This window comes from Corallococcus sp. AB030 (genome assembly GCF_003668965.1).
GTDB lineage: Bacteria > Myxococcota > Myxococcia > Myxococcales > Myxococcaceae > Corallococcus > Corallococcus exiguus.
Window position 1 is genome coordinate 1 of record NZ_RAWQ01000094.1, and the last position, 18,435, is coordinate 18,435.

The window sequence follows — 18,435 nt, forward strand, 5'->3', positions numbered from 1 at the left end:
TGGCGGGCCTGGGCTCGGCGGGGGTGCGGCAGACGGCGCCGGTGTTCGAGACGGTGGACCTGATGGGTGCCCGTCCGGCGCTGCGCGCGGAGGCGCAGGCTCGGGGGGCTCCAGAGGGAATGGAGAGCGAGGCGTTCCTCTCGCTGCTCCAGAATCACCTGCGCGCGCGCGGGCTCTCCGTGACGGGAGCGTTCCGCGAGGAGCCCGTCACCACCGCATCGTCGATGTCCGTGCCGGTGACGCCCGCCGCGGGCGCGTCCGTGGTGCCGGGTGCCGTTCCCCTCCAGCCCGAGCGGGACATCCCGCCCGGCCAGCCGTGATGAGGTCCGCCATGAAGACAACGACATTCGTGGGCGTCGTCGCGGCACTGGTGCTGGGCGGCATGGAGGCGGGCGCCGCCGCCTGGGACACGTGCAACGGGATGCCGGTGAAGTGGTACAGCGGGCCGGCCGTGTACCGGAACCGGTGCAGCATCCCGGACTCCGGCAACGTCAACACGGCGTACTGGAACGGCTTGCGGCAGTGGGACGACCTGTCTCACATCGTCAGTGGCTTCAACGTGAACGCGGCGACGGACTGCTCGCTGGACCACAGCGACGGGCAGAACGAGATCGGCCTGTGTGACCGGGCGTCCATCGACGGGAACAACGGCGTGACGTACTCGGTCGTGGGGTTGTGCTTCATCGGGGCCAACGGCATCGACGAGGCGGACGTCTGCATCGCCAGCGACCTGGACTTCACGCCGCGCACCGGCAATGCGTTCGGCACGTCGGGCCGGAGCACGTTCGTGCACGAGGCGGGGCACTTCTTCGGCTTCAAGCACGAAGGCGGGCACAGCATCCTGCGCACCTCGCCGCCGCACCTGGTGACGGGCGGCTACGAGTCCTCCACGCTGTGGCCCACGAACGCGCAGGGCATGAACACGCTGTACGGCTATTCGGTGACGAAGCCGAACCTGCTGCCGTCCTCCATGGGCGTGGTGGGGGACGTGACGCAGACGCTGGATCCGGCCGGAACGAAGACGGTGTGCCGGGGCACGACGCAGAGCGTGAAGTTCTACGTGGGCAACATGGGCAACGCGGCCGTGTCGTCCTACTCGATGCGCGTGCGCCTGAGCCCGACGGCACCGCCGAACGGCTACTACGAGTCCACCAACGTGGTGGGCACGTTCAACCACTCGCTGGGGGCGTTCTCGGAGGGCATCTACTCGCTGGGCTTCACGGTGCCGGCGACGCTGCCGTTCACCACGTACTACGTCTACCTGGACATGGATCCGGCGGGCGCGGTGGACGAGCTGAAGGAGAACGACAACACCACCGTCAGCGCCATGGTCCTGCGGGTGGGGTGCTGAGCATGCGGCACGGGGCCCTGATGGTGGCGCTGCTGTTGAACGCCTGCGCGAAGTCGAAGGAGGAGCGGGTGACGTCGCGTGAGGCCCTCACGGCGGCGGAGCTTCCCCAGCCACGCGGCGCGGCCACGGTGCGGATGGACAAGAGCACCTACTCGGCCCCGTCCGTGCGGTTCATCGCCGACTTCCTGGGGGAGCCGCCTGTGCCCCTGATGCTGGTCGCGCTGAATGCGCAGGCAGAAGATGGGGGGACCTGGCGCTTCCGCATGGCGGTGGACGAGAAGTTCTTGAAGTCGAAGCACGCCACCGCGCGGATCATCCCGCAGACGGCGATTGGCCCGGGCCTCGTGGTGGTGGACTACCAGCAGCCCAACGGGCCCGCGATGATGATGGACGAGGGCACCCTGGACCTGACCGTCACCGGGAAGCAGGCGAAGGGCGAGGTGCGCGGGAAGGACGGCAGCGTGCGCGCGACGTTCCAAGGCCCCCTCACCGTCGAATGCACGGTGCCGCCCGCGTGGCTGAGCAGCGTGAACGCGCCCGCGGCACCGCCCGCGCCCGTCCCGTCCTCTCCCGATGAAGGGACGGTCCGGGTTCCCGATGAGGCCCTGTCCACGCCGCAATGCCGGGCCATGGCGGATGCCTTCCGCTGACGCCAGCCTCTCCCGTGGGCCCACCCAGCCGGGCCCACGGGGGCTGAGTCACTCCGCGTCGCGACCGCTCACATCCGCCCAGGTCAGCCCGAAGCGCGCCAGGTACTTCCGGAGCCGGTCCGCGTCGTTGACGCTCTTCTTCTGCGCACGTGACTGAGCGAACAACGTCCGGCCCGCGTCCGACAACGAGCGCGCGGAGCGGCACACCGTCACCACATCCGCGAGCTGCACCCGGTCGAACCGGTCCAGCTCCTCGGCCCGCACCGCGCCCATCACCTCCACCAGCACGTCCTCGCCCGCGGACGTCGCCGCCGCGCCCGCGGGGCGCCACTGTGCTCGCAGGCGGTCCAGCTCCTCGTCCACCACGTCGCGGGTCATGCGCCCGCCATCCGCCAGCGTGGACATGCGCAGCACCGCCGCGTTGAGGTCGCGGAAGTTGCCGCTCCACCGGGCCTCGGGGGACGTGGCGAAGCGCAGGAAATACTCCTGCGCCTCCTTGCTCATCGTCACCCGCGTCCCCAGCGCCTGCGACGCCTGATCCAGTTCGTATTGCAGGTTGGGCGCGATGTCCTCCGGACGTTCGCGCAGCGCGGGCAGCCGGAAGGTCCACAGGTTGATGCGAGCGAGCAGGTCCTCGCGGAACCGCCCCCGCTCCACGTCCAGTTGGAGGTCGCGGTTCGTCCCCGCGATGAGTTGGAAGTCACTCTCCGCCTCCTTGTCCGCGCCCACCGGCAGGAACCGCTTGTCCTCCAGCGCGCGCAGCAACATGGCCTGCTCGTCCGCGCCCAGCTCTCCAATCTCGTCCAGGAACAGCACGCCGCTGTTCGCCTGCCGCATCAGTCCGGGCCGGTCTCCCACCGCGCCCGTGAACGCGCCCTTCACGTGACCGAAGAGCGTGGACATGGCGCCGTCGCCGCGCAGCGTGGCGCAGTTCAGGTCCACGAACGGGCCCGTCACCTGGTTGCGCGCCTTCTTCAGCGCGTAGATGCGCTTCGCGAGCCGCGACTTGCCCGCGCCCGTGGGGCCCGTCAGCAGCAGCGGCGCTCGGGATTGAACCGCCACCTGTTCAATCCGCTCGATGATCCGGTTGAACGCGGCGTTGTGCGTGTCGATGCCGGACTTGAGGAACGACAGGCCCTCACGCTGCTGTTGCCGGAAGCGCGCCGCCAGCGTGTCGTAGTTCGACAGGTCCAGGTCGATGATGGCGTGCGTGCCCACCGCCCCGTGGTCCTTCCCCTTGCCCGGAGACGTCTGCACCAGCCGGCCCGGAATCAGCCGGCTCTCCACCAGGAGGAACATGCAGATCTGCGCGATGTGCGTGCCCGTGGTGATGTGCACCAGGTAGTCCTCTTCCTCCGGATGGAAGGCGTGCGCGCGCACGTGGTCCAGCAGCGCGCCGTAGGTCTCCTCCAGGTTCCACGGATCCCGGATGGGCAGGGACGTGAGCCGCACCTGCGTCTCCGGGGACACCTGCGAGATGTCGTCCCGGATGACCGCCGCCAGTGACGTCCCGTGGGGCGGGTGCAGCAGCTCCAGCCGGTGCACCAGCAGGTCCTCCTGCTGGCACAGCGACACCGTGGGCCTCCACCGCGTCCAGCGGTTCGCCCCCATCCCCGTGTCCAGCGTCGTCCCCAGCATCCCGATGACGACCGTCCGCCGTGCCTTCGCCTTTTGAGCCATCAGGATACGTATTTATCCCATGGGATATGGATTTCCAGCCCACCCCGGGTACTCCCCTCGGGAACGGCGTTGGCACGCCGGCTGCTCTAGCTCCCCCACGTGACCGGGACACAGAGCCTGGTCGAACGACCGAAAGGTGCAGTGCCATGGACCGGACGAACGCGAACTACGAAGTGATGTCGGACGAAGCGGGTCGCCCCATCAAGACGTGGACGGTGGGGGTGCCGTTCGAGGACGAGGCGAAGAAGCAGCTTCGCAACCTCCGCGGCCTGCCCTTCATCCACAAGTGGATCGCCGCGATGCCGGACGTGCACCGCGGTTACGGCGCGACGGTCGGGAGCGTGGTGCCCACGGTGGGCGCGGTGGTGCCGGCGGCGGTGGGCGTGGACATCGGATGCGGGATGATCGCCGTGCGCACGACGCTGCGCGCGGATCAGCTGCCGGACTCGCTGCGCGGGGTGCGCTCGGCCATCGAGGCGGCGGTTCCGCACGGCCGTACGGACAACGGCGGCCGGAATGACCGTGGCGCGTGGAAGGACTCGCCCGCGACGCATACCGGTGCCTGGGCCCGCCTGGCGGAAGGGTACGCCCGTATCGTCGCGAAGCATCCTCGCATCGGCCGTGGGCCGGAGCTGGCGCACCTGGGAACGCTGGGAACGGGTAACCACTTCATCGAGCTGTGCGTCGATGAGTCGGACGGCGTGTGGCTGATGCTGCACTCGGGGTCGCGCGGCGTGGGTAACCGCATCGGAAGCCACTTCATCGAGCTGGCGAAGCAGGACATGGAGCGCTTCTTCATCCGCCTGCCGGACGCGGACCTGGCGTACCTGCCGGAGGGGACGGAGCACTTCGACGACTACGTGTTCGCGGTGAGCTGGGCGCAGGACTTCGCGGCGATGAACCGCGAGCTCATGCTGCACTCGGCGGTGGAGGCCCTGAAGGCGAGCGGTGAGCTGCCTCCGTTCGAGCTGTCCGAGTCCGCGGTGAACTGCCACCACAACTACATCTCGCGCGAGCACCACTTCGGAAAGAACTGCTTCGTGACCCGCAAGGGCGCGGTGCGGGCGCGCGAAGGCGACATGGGAATCATCCCCGGCAGCATGGGGGCCCGTTCCTACATCGTCCGCGGGAAGGGAAACGCGGATGCCTTCCACTCGTGCAGCCACGGCGCGGGCCGGGCGATGTCGCGCGAAGCGGCGAAGAAGCGCTTCACGCTGGATGACCACGCGAAGGCGACCGCGGGCGTGGAGTGCCGCAAGGACGTGGACGTGATTGACGAGACGCCGGCCGCGTACAAGTCCATCGACGCCGTGATGGCCGCGCAGGCGGACCTGGTGGAGGTCGTCCACACGCTGAAGCAGGTGGTGTGCGTGAAGGGATAGCCGAAGGGTAACCCCACCCGCCGTCCTGCGGAGGTGCACATGCCGGGATGAAGACGCCGAGGCGCCCGTTCCCCCCAAGAGGTCCGCGAAAGCGGCCGTTAAGGGTGGGGGAGCGGGCGCCGCTATTTTTTGAAATCAGGGATGGGATGCTGCGCACGTCCGCGAGCGCGCAAAGGAGCACCACGCACATGGTTCGCATCGATGGTTCACAGGGGGAAGGGGGCGGCCAGGTGCTGCGCACCGCGCTGGCGCTGTCGCTGGTGACGGGCACTCCGTTCGAGATGGTCAACGTGCGCGCGGGCCGCGCCAAGCCGGGCCTGCTGCGCCAGCACCTCACCGCGCTCAAGGCCGCGGAGGCCGTGGGCGCCGCGGAGGTGACGGGCGCGGAGTTGGGCTCCAAGCAGCTGTCCTTCCGTCCGCGCGCGCTGTCGGCGGGCAACTACCACTTCGCGGTGGGCACGGCGGGCAGCGCGACGCTGGTGCTCCAGACGGTGCTGCCCGCGCTGCTGCACGCGGAAGGGGCCTCCACGCTGATGCTGGAGGGCGGGACGCACAACCCGGCGGCGCCGCCGTTCGAGTTCCTGGAGAAGGCGTACCTGCCGCTCCTGCGCCGCATGGGCCCGCGCGTGGACGTGACGCTGGAGCGGCCCGGCTACTATCCGGCGGGCGGGGGCCGGTTCCGCGTGGACATCCATCCCGCGAAGCTCCAGCCGCTCCAGTTGCTGGAGCGCGGCCGGGTGCTGCGCACGGAGGCCGTGGCCCAGGTGGCGGCCATCCCCTTCGACGTGGCGAAGCGCGAGCTGGACACCGTGGCCGCCGCGCTGAAGCTGCGTCCGGATCAGCAGCGGCCGGAGGAACTCAAGCGCGCCTTCGGTCCGGGCAACGTGCTGCGCGTCGAAGTGGAGAGCGAGCACGTGACGGAGGTCTTCACCGGCTTCGGTGAACGCGGCAAGCGCGCGGAAGTCGTGGCCGAGGAGGTCGCCGCGAAGGTGAAGCGCTACCTGGACGCAGGCGTGCCCGTGGGCGAGCACCTGTGTGATCAGCTCCTGCTGCTGTGTGCCCTGGCGAAGGGTGGCAACTTCCGCACGGTGGCGCTGGACAGCCATTCGCTCACGCAGCGCGAGACGATGGCGCACTTCCTCGACGTGGAGGTGGACGCGCGGGAACTGGAGCGCGACGTGCACGAGGTGACGGTGCGCGCCTGACGTGGGGTAGGGCAGGGCGGTGCCCCCTTGTCCGGCCGGACGCCCGGCGGTCGGACGAGGCACGCGCTCAGCAGGGCTCAACCCATGGCGTTACCTCGCAGCCTTCCTACGTTGTGACCCGTGGGGAGGCTGCGCGTGGCGGAAGTCCCTGAAGTCGAAATCATCATCCGAGACCTGAAGCAGGCCGTCGTGGGCCGGCGCTTCGTGGGCGCGGAGGTGCTGATGCCCGCGGCGGTGCGCTTCGCCTCTCCGCCGGACTTCATCCAGAACCTCAGTGGCCGCAAGGTGCTCGCGGCCGAGCGGCGCGCGAAGTTCATGCTGCTCACGTTGGACGACGGGCAGACGCTCGCGCTGCACTTCATGCTCTGGGGCGAACTGCAGCTGCGGCCCGTGGGAAGCGAACGGCCTCCCGCGACGCTCGTGGTCCTCACGCTGGAGGGCGACGAGGAACTCCAGCTCACCGACACGCTGGGCTACGCGCGCGTGGCGCTGGGGCCGACAGCGCTGCTGGCCTCGCAGCTCAAACTGGAGGAGCTGGGACCGGAGGCGCTCGACGAGGCCTTCACTCCGGAGGTCCTGGCGAAGCAGCTTCGCCGCAGGCGCAGCCCGCTCAAGACGGTGCTCTTGAATCAGCGCGTGCTCGCGGGGCTGGGCAACCGCGACGCGGACGAGAGCATGTGGGTCGCGGGCATCGAACCCCGGCGGCTCGCATCGTCGCTGTCCCCGACGGAAGTCGTCCGGCTGCACCAGGGCATCCGCGACGTGCTGGAAGAGGGCCTGCGGCTGCGCGGCACGCAGCGCGACCTGTTCGGTGTGCAGGGGCAGGCGAAGCACCGGCGCAACATCTTCGGCAAGACGGGAGCGCCTTGTCCCCGCTGCGCCACGCCCGTGTCTCACCTGCGCATCGGCGGACGCAACACGCATTGGTGTTCGCACTGCCAGCCCGCGGACGGCGCCGCGACAGAGGCCCCGGCGCAGACGTCACTGCTCTGAGCTGGTATGAACGGGAGCGTGTCCGACGTTCCCGTCCCCTCGCCCCTGTCCCTCGATGACGCGCTCGCGCGAGCGAGCGAGGAACTCCAGTTCCCCAGCTACTACCAGTCCAGCGTGCGGCCGCTCCTGCGCAACCCCGAAGGACGCTGGCCCCACTGCTGCGGCGGAGGCTGTGAGCCGTGCGCCCAGACGCTCATCCGCGTCGCGCTGCGTGCGCTCGAACTGATGGGCACGCCGCGCCAGAGCCCTCCGCCGGACTTCTAGTCAGAACAGCCGCGTCCCCAGGCCCACGCGCCCCGTGAGCCCCAGCCGCGTGTGGCCCGCGCCCGCGCGCTCCTGGAACGTCTCCACGCCTACCTGTCCCGCCGCGAGCAGCGACAGGTTGCCGCCCAGGTAGACCTCCACGCCAAAGCCTCCCAGCGCCTGGAAGCGCCGCTGCTTGTCGCCCGTGAGCCCCAGGTCGATGGGCAGGTCCACCAGGCCCAGCACCACCACGGTGTCCGCCACCCGGTAGCCCGCCACCATCCCCGGCAGGATGCGCACCAGCACGCCGGAGAAGTTGTCGTCGTCCATGTACGTGGAGCCGGAGTTGAGCACCAGGCCCACGCCCAGCGTCGGCGCCAGCCTGAACGCCCCGCTCCGCACCACCTCCTTGCGGCCCACGAGCTCCAGCGACGCGCCCAGCTTGAACCAGTCGAAGCGCGCCCGCGCCTCCACCTCCAACGCGCCCAGGCCCTGCCGGAACCCCAGGCCCACCTCCGGCGCGCCCGTGTAGCCATAGAGCGCCGTCGCCCCCGCGGGCAGCATCACCGGCGCCACCACGGAGCCCAGCGGGTCCTCCTGTGAGAAGGACACTTCGGCATCCTGGGCGGAGGCCAGTCCGGGCACGGCGAGGAGGGCGAGCAGGAGTCCGAGGCGCGTCATGGGCGCGCACCCTAGCTTGGGATGCAGCCTGGCCAAAACCCAACGAATCCAGGGACTTGGGGGCAGGTTGTACATTCGCAAGGGATCCCTGGAAGAATAGGGAATCCATGGTTGCCTACCTGCACGCCGCACCGCCTCCTGATGCCTCCATGCCCGGAGGTCCCGACGCACTCGACCTGCAGGGTGGGGCCGGGGGCTGGGTGCTGCTCGTGGGTGACACTCCGCGGCCCACGGTGGCGGAGGCGCTCGTCCGCGAAGGCTTCGACTCCGTGCATGTGGACGGCGCACGCGCGGCGCTGGAGCGGCTGGGCGTGGAGGCGGGAGGGACGCTGCCGGACGCGGTGCCCACGAAGCCGAAGGCCGAGCTGCCCCGGCTGGTCATCATCGACGCGGACCTGCCGGACGGCGACGGCTTCAGCCTCTGCGGCGTGCTCCGCGCGGACCCGAAGTGCGCGCACCTGCCGGTGCTGCTGGTGGCGAAGTGCGCGGAGGAGTTCCACCGCGACCTCGCCGCGGGCGTGGGCGCGGACGAGTACCTGGTGGAGCCGGTGGACGCGTGCGACGTGGCGGTGCTCGCGCGGCTCAAGGCGGGGCGGCGCGGCGAGGAGGACGTCTACGACGCGCACACCTCGACCCTGCCGCTCGGGGCGCTGCTGCGCGCGCTGCTGTCCGGCGTGCGCTCGGGGCGCGTGGTGCTGTCGGAGGACTCCGGCGCTCTCTTCTTCCGCCATGGCCTGGCGGTGGACGCGGCCTTCCACGGAGAGCGCGGCATCCTCGCGTTCCGGCGCCTGCTGTGCTTCGGCTCGGGCGCGTACACGGTGACGTTCGGCCCGGAGCTGCAGCGGGGCAGCCTCTCCATGGACCGCCAGTTCCTGTGCGAGCAGGTGGAGCCAGCCCTGGAGCGCTTCGAACAGCTGCGCGTCAAGGGCCTGCCCCTGGCGGCGCGGCTCACGGTGGACTTCGCCCGGCTCGCGCAGGAGCTGCCCTCGCTGCCGGAGGACGTGGAGCAGGTGGTGCGCCTCTTCGACGGGCGGCGCACCGTGCGCGCCATGCTCCTGGAGTGCCGCTTCCCGGAGGCCCTGGCCTACGAGGCGGCGACCCGCCTGTTCATGCTGGGTGTGCTGGTGCCCGCCATCCTGGTGGAGGAGCGCGAGCGCGCCCGGGAGTCCGCCGGACCGCCCCGCCTCTTCGAGCCCGCCCTGGCTCCCGATTCCGAGCCGGAGCCCGGGCGGGACGCGTCGTGAGGGTTTGACTCGGGCGGCCTGCTCGGGGCACAAGGCCGGGAACGCCACGGGCTGAACGCCCGTCCACCCCACGCCGAAGCCGCCGCCATGTCCGGTCACAACCGCTGGTCGAAACTCAAACGCCGGAATGCCGTCCTGGGCGTGGCCAAGGGCAAGCTCTACTCCAAGGCCATCAAGGAGATGACCGTCGCCGCGCGCCTGGGCGGCGGTGACCCGTCCAGCAACGCCCGCCTGCGCGTAGCCGTGGCCCTGGCGCGCGAGTCGAACATCCCGCGCGACACCATCGAGCGCGCCATCAAGAAGGGCACGGGCGAGCTGGCCGGCGAGTCCTACGAAGAGGTGACGTACGAGGGCTACGGCCCCGGCGGCGTCGCGCTCATCATCGAGTGCCTCACGGACAACCGGAACCGCTCCGCCAGCGACGTGCGCAACCTCCTGAGCAACTACGGCGGGAACATGGGCGCGGAAGGCGCCGTGGGCTGGATGTTCCACAAGAAGGGCGTCATCACCGTGAAGCCCGGTCCCACCGAGGACCAGGTGATGGAGCAGGCCCTGGACGCGGGCGCGGAGGACGTCGTGGACCAGGGGCCGGACGGCTTCGAGGTGCGCACCGCCCCGGCGGACCTGCACACGGTGGGCGCGAAGCTGGAGGCCGCGGGCCTTCCCCTGGGCGAACAGAAGTGGACCTTCGTGCCGCAGAACACCGTGAAGGTGGAAGGCGACAACGCGAAGCGCCTGTTGAAGTTGATGGACGCGCTCGACGACAACGACGACGTGCAGCATGTGCACGCCAACTTCGAAATCGACGAGTCCCTGATGGAGTCGCTGTCCACGTAAAGCCCCTGATGGGGCGCGTGGGAAAGGAACGGGCCGGTGCGGGTACTCGGCGTGGACCCTGGCAGCCGCTTCATGGGCTTCGGGGTGGTGGAGGAGAAGAAGGGCAAGCTCGTGCACCTGGGCCATGGCGTCATCAAGGTGGTGGAGTCCGCGCCCCTCGCTGAACGCCTGAAGGACCTGCACGCCGCCTTGAGCGCCGCGCTCCAGCGCTACCAGCCGGAGGCCGTGGCCGTGGAAGGCCTCTTCACGCACCGCAACGCCCGGAGCGCCCTGGTGCTGGGCCATGCTCGCGGCGTGGCGCTGCTCGCCGCGGCGCAGGCGGGCCTGCCCGTGCACGAGTACGCCCCCGCCAGCGTGAAGAAGTCCGTGGGTGCCAGCGGCGCGGGCGGCAAGGACGCCGTGGCGCGCATGGTGCGCACGCTGCTCGGCGTGGAAGAGGCGACGCTGGAGCGCGCGGATGCCAGTGACGCGCTCGCCGTCGCGCTGTGCCACTTGAACCAGTTTCGCGTGGGGATGCCCCGCGCCAGCGCTCCCGGCAACGGCAAGCGCAAGGGGGCCGCGTCGGTGCTCGCGGACCGCCTGTCGTCCGCCTACCAGCGCCCGGAGACCCGCCGATGATCGCCCGGCTGCGTGGCAACGTGTTGGAGAAGGGCCCCGAGGATGCCGTCATCGACGTGCACGGCGTGGGCTACCGCGTGAACCTGTCCACCGTGTCGCTGGGCAAGCTGCCCGCGGACGGCCAGCCGGTGGACCTGCGCATCCGCACCGTGGTGCGCGAGGACGCCTTCGAGCTCTTCGGCTTCCTCTCCCCGGCGGAGGAGGAGCTCTTCCAGCTGCTCAACACCGTGTCCCGCGTCGGTCCGCGCATGGCCCTGGGCGTGATGTCCGGCATGGAGGTGGGCGAACTCATCGCGGCGCTGTCGCGCGGTGAGACGAGCCGGCTCGCGAAGATCCACGGCGTGGGCAAGAAGACCGCGGAGCGGCTCGTCCTGGAGCTCAAGGAGAAGGTCCGCAACCTCCACTCGGAGGGCATCGCGCGCGGCACCACGCCCCGCGCGCCCGTCACCTCCGGCAACAAGGCGGACCTCGTCTCCGCGCTGCTCAACCTGGGCTACAAGCAGCCCCAGGCGGAGAAGGCCGCGGACGTCGTCATCGAGCAGCTGGGCCCGGACGCCTCCTTCCAGGCCCTCTTCCGCGAAGCGCTCAAGGCCCTGCGCTCCAGCCCGTGACTTCCGGACACCGCTCCGCCCTCCAGGGCGAGACGCGGTGCTTCCTGGAGCGGGAAATCCTCGGAAAAAACGCGCAACTCTTTTTCCTGTAGGAAGCCGCTGTCGTCACACCGCGAACGCGCCTGTCGTTCGCTGGCCATCATCTGGGGATCCACGCCGCTCACGGTTTGACACCCCTGAGCAATCCTGCCCGGCCATGAGCTGGCCCATTCCGCTGCAAATATCAATTTCCAGCGCAGATGCGGTGGTCCCGAAAGGACCGCGCCGCGCCCAGGAGGCGTGTTTCATGGCGACGTGGCGGGGTGTTCCGGTCGTCGTGCTGCTGCTCTCCGGCGTCATCGGAGTGGGGTGCGGCGCGGCCGAAGGCGAGGACGTGTCGGCGGTGGGCGAGGTGTCCGCGGCGCTGGAGTCAGCGGCGTATGGAGGCCCGCAGCCGTGTGGCCCGTCCGCGCGGATTGTCGGGGATGTCCGGCGCGGCGAGGAGGGCTCGGCGCCGGAGACGCTGGTGGAGGTGGCCGGGCAGGTCTTCTACGCCGCGAATGACGGCGTGTCCGGCCGCGAGCTGTGGGTGACGGACGGGAGCGCCACGGAGGCGCGCCGGGTGAAGGACGTGCGGCCCGGTGCGTACGGCAGCACGCCGCGCTTCCTCACGCGGATGGGCGGGCGGCTGTTCTTCGTCGCGGACGACGGCGCGCACGGGCCGGAGCTGTGGCTGTCGGACGGCACCGAGAAGGGCACGGTGCTGGTGGCGGACATCCGGCGCGGGGCGCAGGGCAGCGCGCCGGACGCGCTGACGGTGGTGGGCAGCCGGCTGTACTTCACCGCGGATGACGGCGTGCGCGGCCGCGAGCTGTGGAGCACGGACGGCACGGCGAAGGGCACGCAGCTCACGCAGGAGTTCGCGCCCGGGCAGGCCTCGCTGTACCTGGACGACCTGACGGAGTGGAACGGGAAGCTGGCGCTGGTGGCATACGGCGACGCGGTGACGCTGTGGGTGGTGGAGGGGCACACGGGCACCTCACGGGCGCTCTTCCGCGGTCCGGAGCAGTCCGTCGTCTTCTCGCTGACGCCCGCGGGGAAGGACCGCCTCTTCTTCCTCGTGGACGTGGGCTTCGGCGAGGCCGACCTCTGGGTGACGCGGGGCCAGCCCTTCCTCACCTTCCCGCTCCGGCACTTCGCGGGGGACTACCCGTCGGAGCTCACGCCGCTGGGCAGCGCCGTGTACTTCATGGCCGGCGCGGAGGGCTTCTTCGGCGAGCCCGGGGACCTGTTCCACGGCGGCGAGCTGTGGAAGAGCGACGGCACGCTCCTGGGCACCCGCCTGGTGAAGGATGTGCGGCCGGGGCCCGAGGGCTCGCTGCCTTCCGGGCTGACGGTGCTGGACGGGCGGCTGTACTTCGCGGCGGATGACGGCGTGCACGGCCGCGAGCTGTGGAGCTCCAACGGCACGGCGCAGGGCACGGTGCTGGTGCAGGACGTGGAGCCGGGCCCCGCGAGCAGCACCCCCACGGCCTTCGCGGTGCTGGACGGGTGGCTCTTCTTCTCCGCGACGACGGCCGGCCGTGGCCGCGAGGGCTGGTACTCCAACGGCGACCCGGGCCACGTGGACCCGATGCGCGACATCGCTCCCGCGGGGATGGACGCGAATCCCCACGGGTTCGTGCGCGCGGGGGGCTCCGTCCTCTTCATCGCCACGGACCCGGCCCAGGGGGAGGAACCCTGGGCGCTGCCCTTCCTCCCCGCGGCCCGCTGCGCCCGCCTGGAGCCCTGAGCGCTACGCCGCGCGCCGGACCGCGGGCGTGGGGTGCAGCCCGCCCGTGTTCGGCGCGGGCAGCACCACGGTGGGCCCCAGGCCCGGGGCCAGGAGGTGCGAGGTGAGCAGCGAGGACGGGTGGAAGTTCACGAACGACGCGTCATGCGCGGACGGGCCCGCGAAGAGCTTCTCCACCACCATGGACGCGTACTGCTCCAGCGAGTCCTCGCGCGTGTTGCCGTTGAGCACCACCTCCCAGCCCATCTGCTCCGCGAAGCGGCGCACGCCGGGGATGCGCGACAACAGCGGCGTGTAGCTCTCCGTGCTCACGCCGTTCTCGCTCACCACGAAGACTTCATTCGCGGTGGCCACCGCCAGGGACATGTTCCCCTGCGTGTGGCCGGGCGTGCTGAGCAGCGCCGCGCCCTGACCCAGCCACGTGTCCCCGTCCAGGAGCACCACGCGCTCGTCGGGAATGTCCGCGCCGCCGGGCACGAACCACACGTGCTGCATGGGGTGCAGGTGCTTCACCATGGTCCACTCCGCGCGCTGCACCAGCAGCTTCGCCCGGGGAAACACGGGCGCGGCGCCGTCACCGCCCAGCCAGCCGCGCAGGTCCTGGATGTGCAGGTGGTCGAAGGCCAGGTAGTCCACGTCCGACGGCGTCAGCCCCAGTTGCTCCAGGTAGCCCTGCACCGTGCCGTGGCGGGTGGACATCACCTTGTCGGAGAGGAACGCGCCGTAGCGCTCGCGCAGCGCGCGGTAGAAGGGCGCCGCGTGGCCCCGCTCGTAGTCGGTGGGGTTGAAGAGCAGCGTGCGCCGCTGGCCGGTGCCGGCCTCCGCGAACTGCACCACCTGCATGCGGTTGGTCATCATCACGTAGGGCGCTGGTGACAGCGCCGCCCCGCTGAAGGCGAACAGCGTGGGGTAGGGGAACGTGATGAGGTCGCACGTGGCCACCGCCGCCACCGGGCCCTCCCGGACGAAGGCTTCGCGGGCCTCCTGCGCGGCGCGGCGCAGCTTCTGGAGACGGGCGCCGGGCGAACGCTCGGTGCGGGCCTCGGGCAGGAGGGGCAGGGGACGGAATGGGGCAGAAGCGGAAATCATGACGCGACTCCCTTCGGGCAGGGGGACGTGCCCCCTGGCTGGCCGGTCGGCGTGCCGCTCCGAGTCTAGCGCCGCCAGAAGGGCAGCGACACGCGCCCCCTTCGCTGTATAGGGTCGGAATGGCGATGGCGAGGAAGTCCGACGACACCCTCTCGGGAGATGTTCAGCCGGAAGACATCCGGCTGGAGGTCTCCCTGCGCCCGCGCTCCTTCGACGAGTACGTGGGGCAGGGTGCGGTCGTCGAAAAGCTCAAGGTGTACGTGGCCGCGGCGAAGAGCCGGGGTGACGCGCTGGACCACTGCCTGTTCTCCGGCCCTCCCGGCCTGGGCAAGACGTCGCTCGCGTACATCATCGCGAACGAGTTGGGCGTGGGCATCCACGTCACCAGCGGCCCCGCGCTGGAGAAGAAGGGCGACCTGGCGGGTCTGCTCACCAACCTCAACGAGCGGGACATCCTCTTCATCGACGAAATCCACCGCCTCAACGCCGCCGTGGAGGAATACCTCTACCCGGCGATGGAGGACTTCCGGCTGGACATCACCATCGACACCGGGCCCGCCGCCCGCGCGATGAAGATTGATTTGCCGCCCTTCACGCTGGTGGGCGCCACCACGCGCACGGGCCTGCTCACGTCCCCGCTGCGCGACCGCTTCCAGATCCAGGATCGCCTGGAGTACTACGAGCCGAAGTTCCTGGAGCAGATTCTCGACCGCTCCGCGCGCATCCTCGGCGTACCCCTGGACCGCGCCGCCAGCCGCGAAATCTCCACCCGCTCGCGCGGCACGCCCCGCATCGCCAACCGGCTGTTGCGCCGCCTGCGCGACTTCGCCCAGGTGGAGGGCAATGGCCGCATCACCTACGACCTGGCGCACGATTCCCTGAGCCGCCTGGGCGTGGACGCCAGCGGCCTGGACGCGATGGACCGCAAGATCCTCCTCACCATCCTGGAGAAGTTCGGCGGCGGTCCGGTGGGCGTGGAGACCATCGCCGCGAGCGTGGGCGAACAGCGCGACACCATCGAGGACGTCTACGAGCCCTTCCTGATGCAGGAGGGCTTCCTCATGCGCACGCCCCGGGGCCGCACCGCCACGCTGCGCACCTACCAGTACTTCAAGAAGACGCCGCCCCCCAGCTCCCCGCAAGGGGCGCTCTTCTAGCCCGCACCACTTCCCGCCATGAGCCAAGCCTCCGCGCCCGCCGTGCCCACGGTCATCCCCAGTCCCCGCGACTACTACGGCGACCTGATGCGCGCCTCTCAGGCCACGCGCGCGGGCTTCCTCGCCGAGCGCGAGCGCTGGCTCCGCGGCGTCCCGGTGGAGGGCCGCGAGGAGCTGCTCTTCGAGTTCGAGATGTGGCTGCGCGCCGTGGAGCGCTACCTGAACCTCCACAACTCCGTGGTGGACGCCCGCGCCCGGCCGCTCGTCACGCGCGACTTCCACGAGGAGCTGGTGGACGTGCGCGACGCCATGGAGCGCGCCGTGCGCGTCGCCCGGCACCTGCAGGACCCGGACAGCGACCCGAAGATGGTCTTCCGCAAGTACGTGGAGACCCAGCTCGCGGACGACCGCGTGCGCCGGCTGCTGATTGAAGAAGAGCTGGATCAGGAGACCCCGCCGGAGAGCCTCTTCGTCGTGCGCGAGGCGTTCGACGCGCTGAAGAACCTGCTCGACAACCTGCTCCAGCTGCCGCTCATCGGCCTGTCGCTGTTCCAGGACGTGGGCAAGCTGACGCTGCGGGAAATTGTCCTCAACCGCTACTTCCGCCCCTTCCGCCCGCTGGAGTTCCGCGTCGAGTACGACCGGCTGCGCTCCGTGCGCCTGCTGGACGTGCTGGGCTCGCTGCCCGCGGACACGCGGCCCCTCTTCACCACCGCGTTCCTGGGCCTCTTCCGCGTGCTGCACTACCTGACGCACGTGGACCCGGAGGCGCAGCCGCCCGTGCCGCGCCGCGTGCGCGTGCTCCTGTCCCTGGTGCGCGGCGAGGTGTCCGCCGTCGCCAGCTACCTGCACACGGACCTGTCTCCCAAGGCCGGCCCCAAGCACCTGCAGGCCGCCACGCTGCGCGCCGCGCGCGACCTGGCCCGCGAGACGGACCGCATCTCCCGCGAGGTGCTGGTGGACCTGGACCGCGACCCCGCCGCCCCGCTGCGCGCCGCGGAGGCCTTCACCACGCTCCTTCGCCAGCAGATCGTCGCGCTGGTGGACGCGCTGGCCCCCAACGGCTCGCTGGGGGATGAAGCCTTCGGTCACCTCACCAGCGCCCAGGACGCCGCGCTGCGCCTGCGCAAGGACCTGTGGGTCTACGCCCAGCTGTGCCGCGCGGCTGAAAGCCACCTGCGCTCGGAGGACGTGGCCGCCGCCGAGCGCGTGCTGGAGGCCCTCAAGTCGTTCCTCGACTACTTCCACGACGGCGGCTACCAGCTGCTGCGCTACGCGGACTACGACGCCTTCGACCGCTTCACCTCGCTGCTGGTGGAGCTGCCCTGGCCCCCGGAAGGCCCCGGCATCCGCAGCCGCCTGGCGGAGGACCTCCGGCGTTTCTCGCAGACGCTGGAGACCACCTTCCACGCCGTCAGCCGCCGCTCGCTCCTCCAGGGCCGCGGCTTCGACAGGCCGGACGCGGAAGCCCTGCGCGACCGCTTCCTGCCGCCTGCTCGCTGACCCACCCTCTGCGTCACGATTCCCTTCAAGCCCCGGACTCCCCGTATGTCCGGGATGTGCGTTTGCTTCCGGGCACTCGCCTGCGATAGAGACGCGCCCCTGTCACGTGGGTGACACGCACTCCGGGTTGGCGTGAAACCATTCGGGTGCCCCGGGGTTCGAAGGATGAATTCCGGACATCGCTGTCACGGTGGGAGGCGCAGTGGTGGGTTTCCCAAGAGGGGTGTCTGGGCTCCGGGCCCTGCCGTCCCCTGTCCCGGCGTCCCGTGCGCCAGCAGTTCCAGGGGGTTGGGAAGGGCGGGGCCTCCTTTTCAGGCAATTCTTGTGTCACGGCCGCGTGGCATGTTGATTGCTTTTATGCGCAGCGCGTCAGGCCGCCGTGGAACGGCCTGACGGGGCCATACCCCGCGTATGTCAGTACGAAGCAGTCCCTAGAGGCGACACCGACATGCTCCAGTTCAACGACTTCCAGCGCACCCTCTCCCAGCCGGCCATCTGCTGCGGCGTGGGGCTCCACTCCGGGTTGCCCGTGACGCTGACCCTGAAGCCCGCGCCCGCGGGGCATGGAATCGTCTTCGTCCGCACGGACCTGGAGCGCCCGGTGAGCATCCCCGCGCTGGCGGAGTACGTGGTGGACACGTCGCTGGCCACCACGCTGGGCCGCGACGGCGTGAAGGTGGGCACGGTGGAGCACCTGATGTCCGCGCTGGCGGCGCTGGGCATCGACAACGTGCGCGCGGAGCTGGACGGGCCGGAAGTGCCCATCATGGACGGCAGCGCCGCTCCCTTCACGCACGCCATCATGGAGGCCGGGTCGCACGAACTGGACGCGCCGCGCGAGTACCTGGTCATCAAGAAGAGCGTGGCGGTGACGGACGGCGACAAGCAGGCCTCGCTCACCCCCGCCCGGCGCTTCCGCATCAGCTGCACCATCGACTTCGAGCACCCCGTCATCCAGGGCCAGTCCTTCGACGTGGACGTGAACGACCGGGGCTTCTCGCGTGAAATCTCGCGCGCCCGCACCTTCGGCTTCCTGCGTGACGTGGAGAAGCTCAAGACGCTGGGCCTGGCGCGCGGTGGCTCGCTGGAGAACGCCGTCGTCGTGGACGAGGCCGCCATCCTCAACCCGGACGGCCTGCGCTTCCCGGACGAGTTCGTGCGCCACAAGATCCTGGACGCCATCGGCGACGTGTCGCTGTTCGGCCGGCCTGTCATTGGCCACATGACGGCGTTCAAGACGGGCCACGCGCTCAATCACAAGCTCGTGCGCAAGGTGCTGGCGGACCCCTCCAGCTTCGACATCGTCACGGCGCGCCGCCGGGACGTGGAGGGGCGTGAGCCGGGCCGTGGAAGCCTCGCGGGCGCGTTGGAGCTGGAGCCCCTGGTCGCCTGAACGACAGACTGGCAATTCCTTGCCAGT

At 70.4% G+C, this 18,435-nt stretch carries 18 protein-coding genes; 15 read left to right on the forward strand and 3 right to left on the reverse strand.

Features of this window, described 5'->3' with window-relative positions; all coding sequences use genetic code 11:
* The 3 genes from D7Y15_RS44745 to D7Y15_RS22100 form a co-directional block, all read left to right on the forward strand.
* On the forward strand, positions 1-320 hold a 320-nt coding region (locus tag D7Y15_RS44745; RefSeq protein ID WP_158629087.1), incomplete at its 5' end, for a hypothetical protein.
* 11 nt (positions 321-331) lie between these two features.
* Entirely contained in the window at positions 332-1,351 is a 1,020-nt protein-coding gene (locus D7Y15_RS22095) for a hypothetical protein (RefSeq protein ID WP_121753828.1), read from the forward strand.
* A gap of 2 nt (positions 1,352-1,353) precedes the next feature.
* The gene (locus D7Y15_RS22100; RefSeq protein WP_121753829.1) at positions 1,354-2,001 is read left to right on the forward strand and encodes a hypothetical protein; all 648 of its coding nucleotides are present in this window, start codon (positions 1,354-1,356) and stop codon (positions 1,999-2,001) included.
* Positions 2,002-2,049: 48 nt separating this feature from the next.
* Here the strand turns inward: D7Y15_RS22100 and rtcR are convergent, their stop codons facing one another.
* On the reverse strand, positions 2,050-3,681 hold the full coding sequence (gene rtcR / locus D7Y15_RS22105; protein ID WP_121753830.1) for an RNA repair transcriptional activator RtcR: 1,632 nt from the start codon (positions 3,679-3,681) through the stop codon (positions 2,050-2,052).
* A gap of 146 nt (positions 3,682-3,827) precedes the next feature.
* Between rtcR and D7Y15_RS22110 the strand changes: the two genes are divergently transcribed.
* The 4 genes from D7Y15_RS22110 (at position 3,828) to D7Y15_RS22125 (ending at position 7,525) form a co-directional block, all read left to right on the forward strand.
* Positions 3,828-5,063, forward strand: coding sequence for an RtcB family protein (locus D7Y15_RS22110; protein ID WP_120578573.1), 1,236 nt, complete (start codon positions 3,828-3,830; stop codon positions 5,061-5,063).
* 188 nt (positions 5,064-5,251) lie between these two features.
* The gene (gene rtcA, locus D7Y15_RS22115) at positions 5,252-6,268 is read left to right on the forward strand and encodes an RNA 3'-terminal phosphate cyclase (protein ID WP_121753842.1); all 1,017 of its coding nucleotides are present in this window, start codon (positions 5,252-5,254) and stop codon (positions 6,266-6,268) included.
* A gap of 135 nt (positions 6,269-6,403) precedes the next feature.
* Entirely contained in the window at positions 6,404-7,261 is an 858-nt protein-coding gene (locus D7Y15_RS22120) for an Fpg/Nei family DNA glycosylase (RefSeq protein WP_121753831.1), read from the forward strand.
* A gap of 6 nt (positions 7,262-7,267) precedes the next feature.
* A complete protein-coding gene (locus tag D7Y15_RS22125; RefSeq protein ID WP_171811156.1) occupies positions 7,268-7,525 on the forward strand; it encodes a hypothetical protein in 258 nt (85 codons plus the stop codon).
* On the opposite strand, the gene D7Y15_RS22130 is transcribed toward D7Y15_RS22125, so the two are convergent.
* Positions 7,526-8,185: a hypothetical protein gene (locus D7Y15_RS22130; RefSeq protein ID WP_120578571.1), complete on the reverse strand. Its 660-nt coding sequence runs from the start codon at positions 8,183-8,185 to the stop codon at positions 7,526-7,528.
* Positions 8,186-8,292: 107 nt separating this feature from the next.
* Here D7Y15_RS22130 and D7Y15_RS22135 point away from each other — a divergent pair, with 107 nt between their 5' ends.
* The 5 genes from D7Y15_RS22135 (at position 8,293) to D7Y15_RS22155 (ending at position 13,266) form a co-directional block, all read left to right on the forward strand.
* Positions 8,293-9,429, forward strand: a complete 1,137-nt coding sequence (locus tag D7Y15_RS22135; RefSeq protein ID WP_121753832.1) for a response regulator — start codon at positions 8,293-8,295, stop codon at positions 9,427-9,429.
* An 87-nt stretch (positions 9,430-9,516) separates the two neighbouring features.
* Positions 9,517-10,266: a YebC/PmpR family DNA-binding transcriptional regulator gene (locus D7Y15_RS22140; RefSeq protein WP_121753833.1), complete on the forward strand. Its 750-nt coding sequence runs from the start codon at positions 9,517-9,519 to the stop codon at positions 10,264-10,266.
* A gap of 36 nt (positions 10,267-10,302) precedes the next feature.
* Positions 10,303-10,884, forward strand: coding sequence for a crossover junction endodeoxyribonuclease RuvC (gene ruvC, locus D7Y15_RS22145; protein WP_120578568.1), 582 nt, complete (start codon positions 10,303-10,305; stop codon positions 10,882-10,884).
* Positions 10,881-11,495, forward strand: a complete 615-nt coding sequence (gene ruvA / locus D7Y15_RS22150; protein WP_120564076.1) for a Holliday junction branch migration protein RuvA — start codon at positions 10,881-10,883, stop codon at positions 11,493-11,495. The genes ruvC and ruvA overlap by 4 nt, the downstream gene beginning before the upstream one ends.
* A 286-nt stretch (positions 11,496-11,781) precedes the next feature.
* Positions 11,782-13,266: an ELWxxDGT repeat protein gene (locus D7Y15_RS22155; protein ID WP_121753834.1), complete on the forward strand. Its 1,485-nt coding sequence runs from the start codon at positions 11,782-11,784 to the stop codon at positions 13,264-13,266.
* A 3-nt stretch (positions 13,267-13,269) separates the two neighbouring features.
* Here the strand turns inward: D7Y15_RS22155 and D7Y15_RS22160 are convergent, their stop codons facing one another.
* Complete coding sequence (locus tag D7Y15_RS22160; protein WP_120578566.1) at positions 13,270-14,355, reverse strand: hypothetical protein; 1,086 nt, start codon at positions 14,353-14,355, stop codon at positions 13,270-13,272.
* Between the two features lie 119 nt (positions 14,356-14,474).
* On the opposite strand from D7Y15_RS22160, the gene ruvB reads away from it, so the two are divergent.
* From ruvB to lpxC, 3 genes are all read left to right on the forward strand, one after another.
* Entirely contained in the window at positions 14,475-15,512 is a 1,038-nt protein-coding gene (ruvB, locus tag D7Y15_RS22165; RefSeq protein WP_120578565.1) for a Holliday junction branch migration DNA helicase RuvB, read from the forward strand.
* A gap of 18 nt (positions 15,513-15,530) precedes the next feature.
* Complete coding sequence (locus tag D7Y15_RS22170; RefSeq protein ID WP_120578564.1) at positions 15,531-17,015, forward strand: hypothetical protein; 1,485 nt, start codon at positions 15,531-15,533, stop codon at positions 17,013-17,015.
* Positions 17,016-17,463: 448 nt separating this feature from the next.
* Entirely contained in the window at positions 17,464-18,408 is a 945-nt protein-coding gene (lpxC, locus tag D7Y15_RS22175; protein ID WP_121753835.1) for a UDP-3-O-acyl-N-acetylglucosamine deacetylase, read from the forward strand.
* The last annotated feature ends 27 nt before the right edge of the window (positions 18,409-18,435 follow it).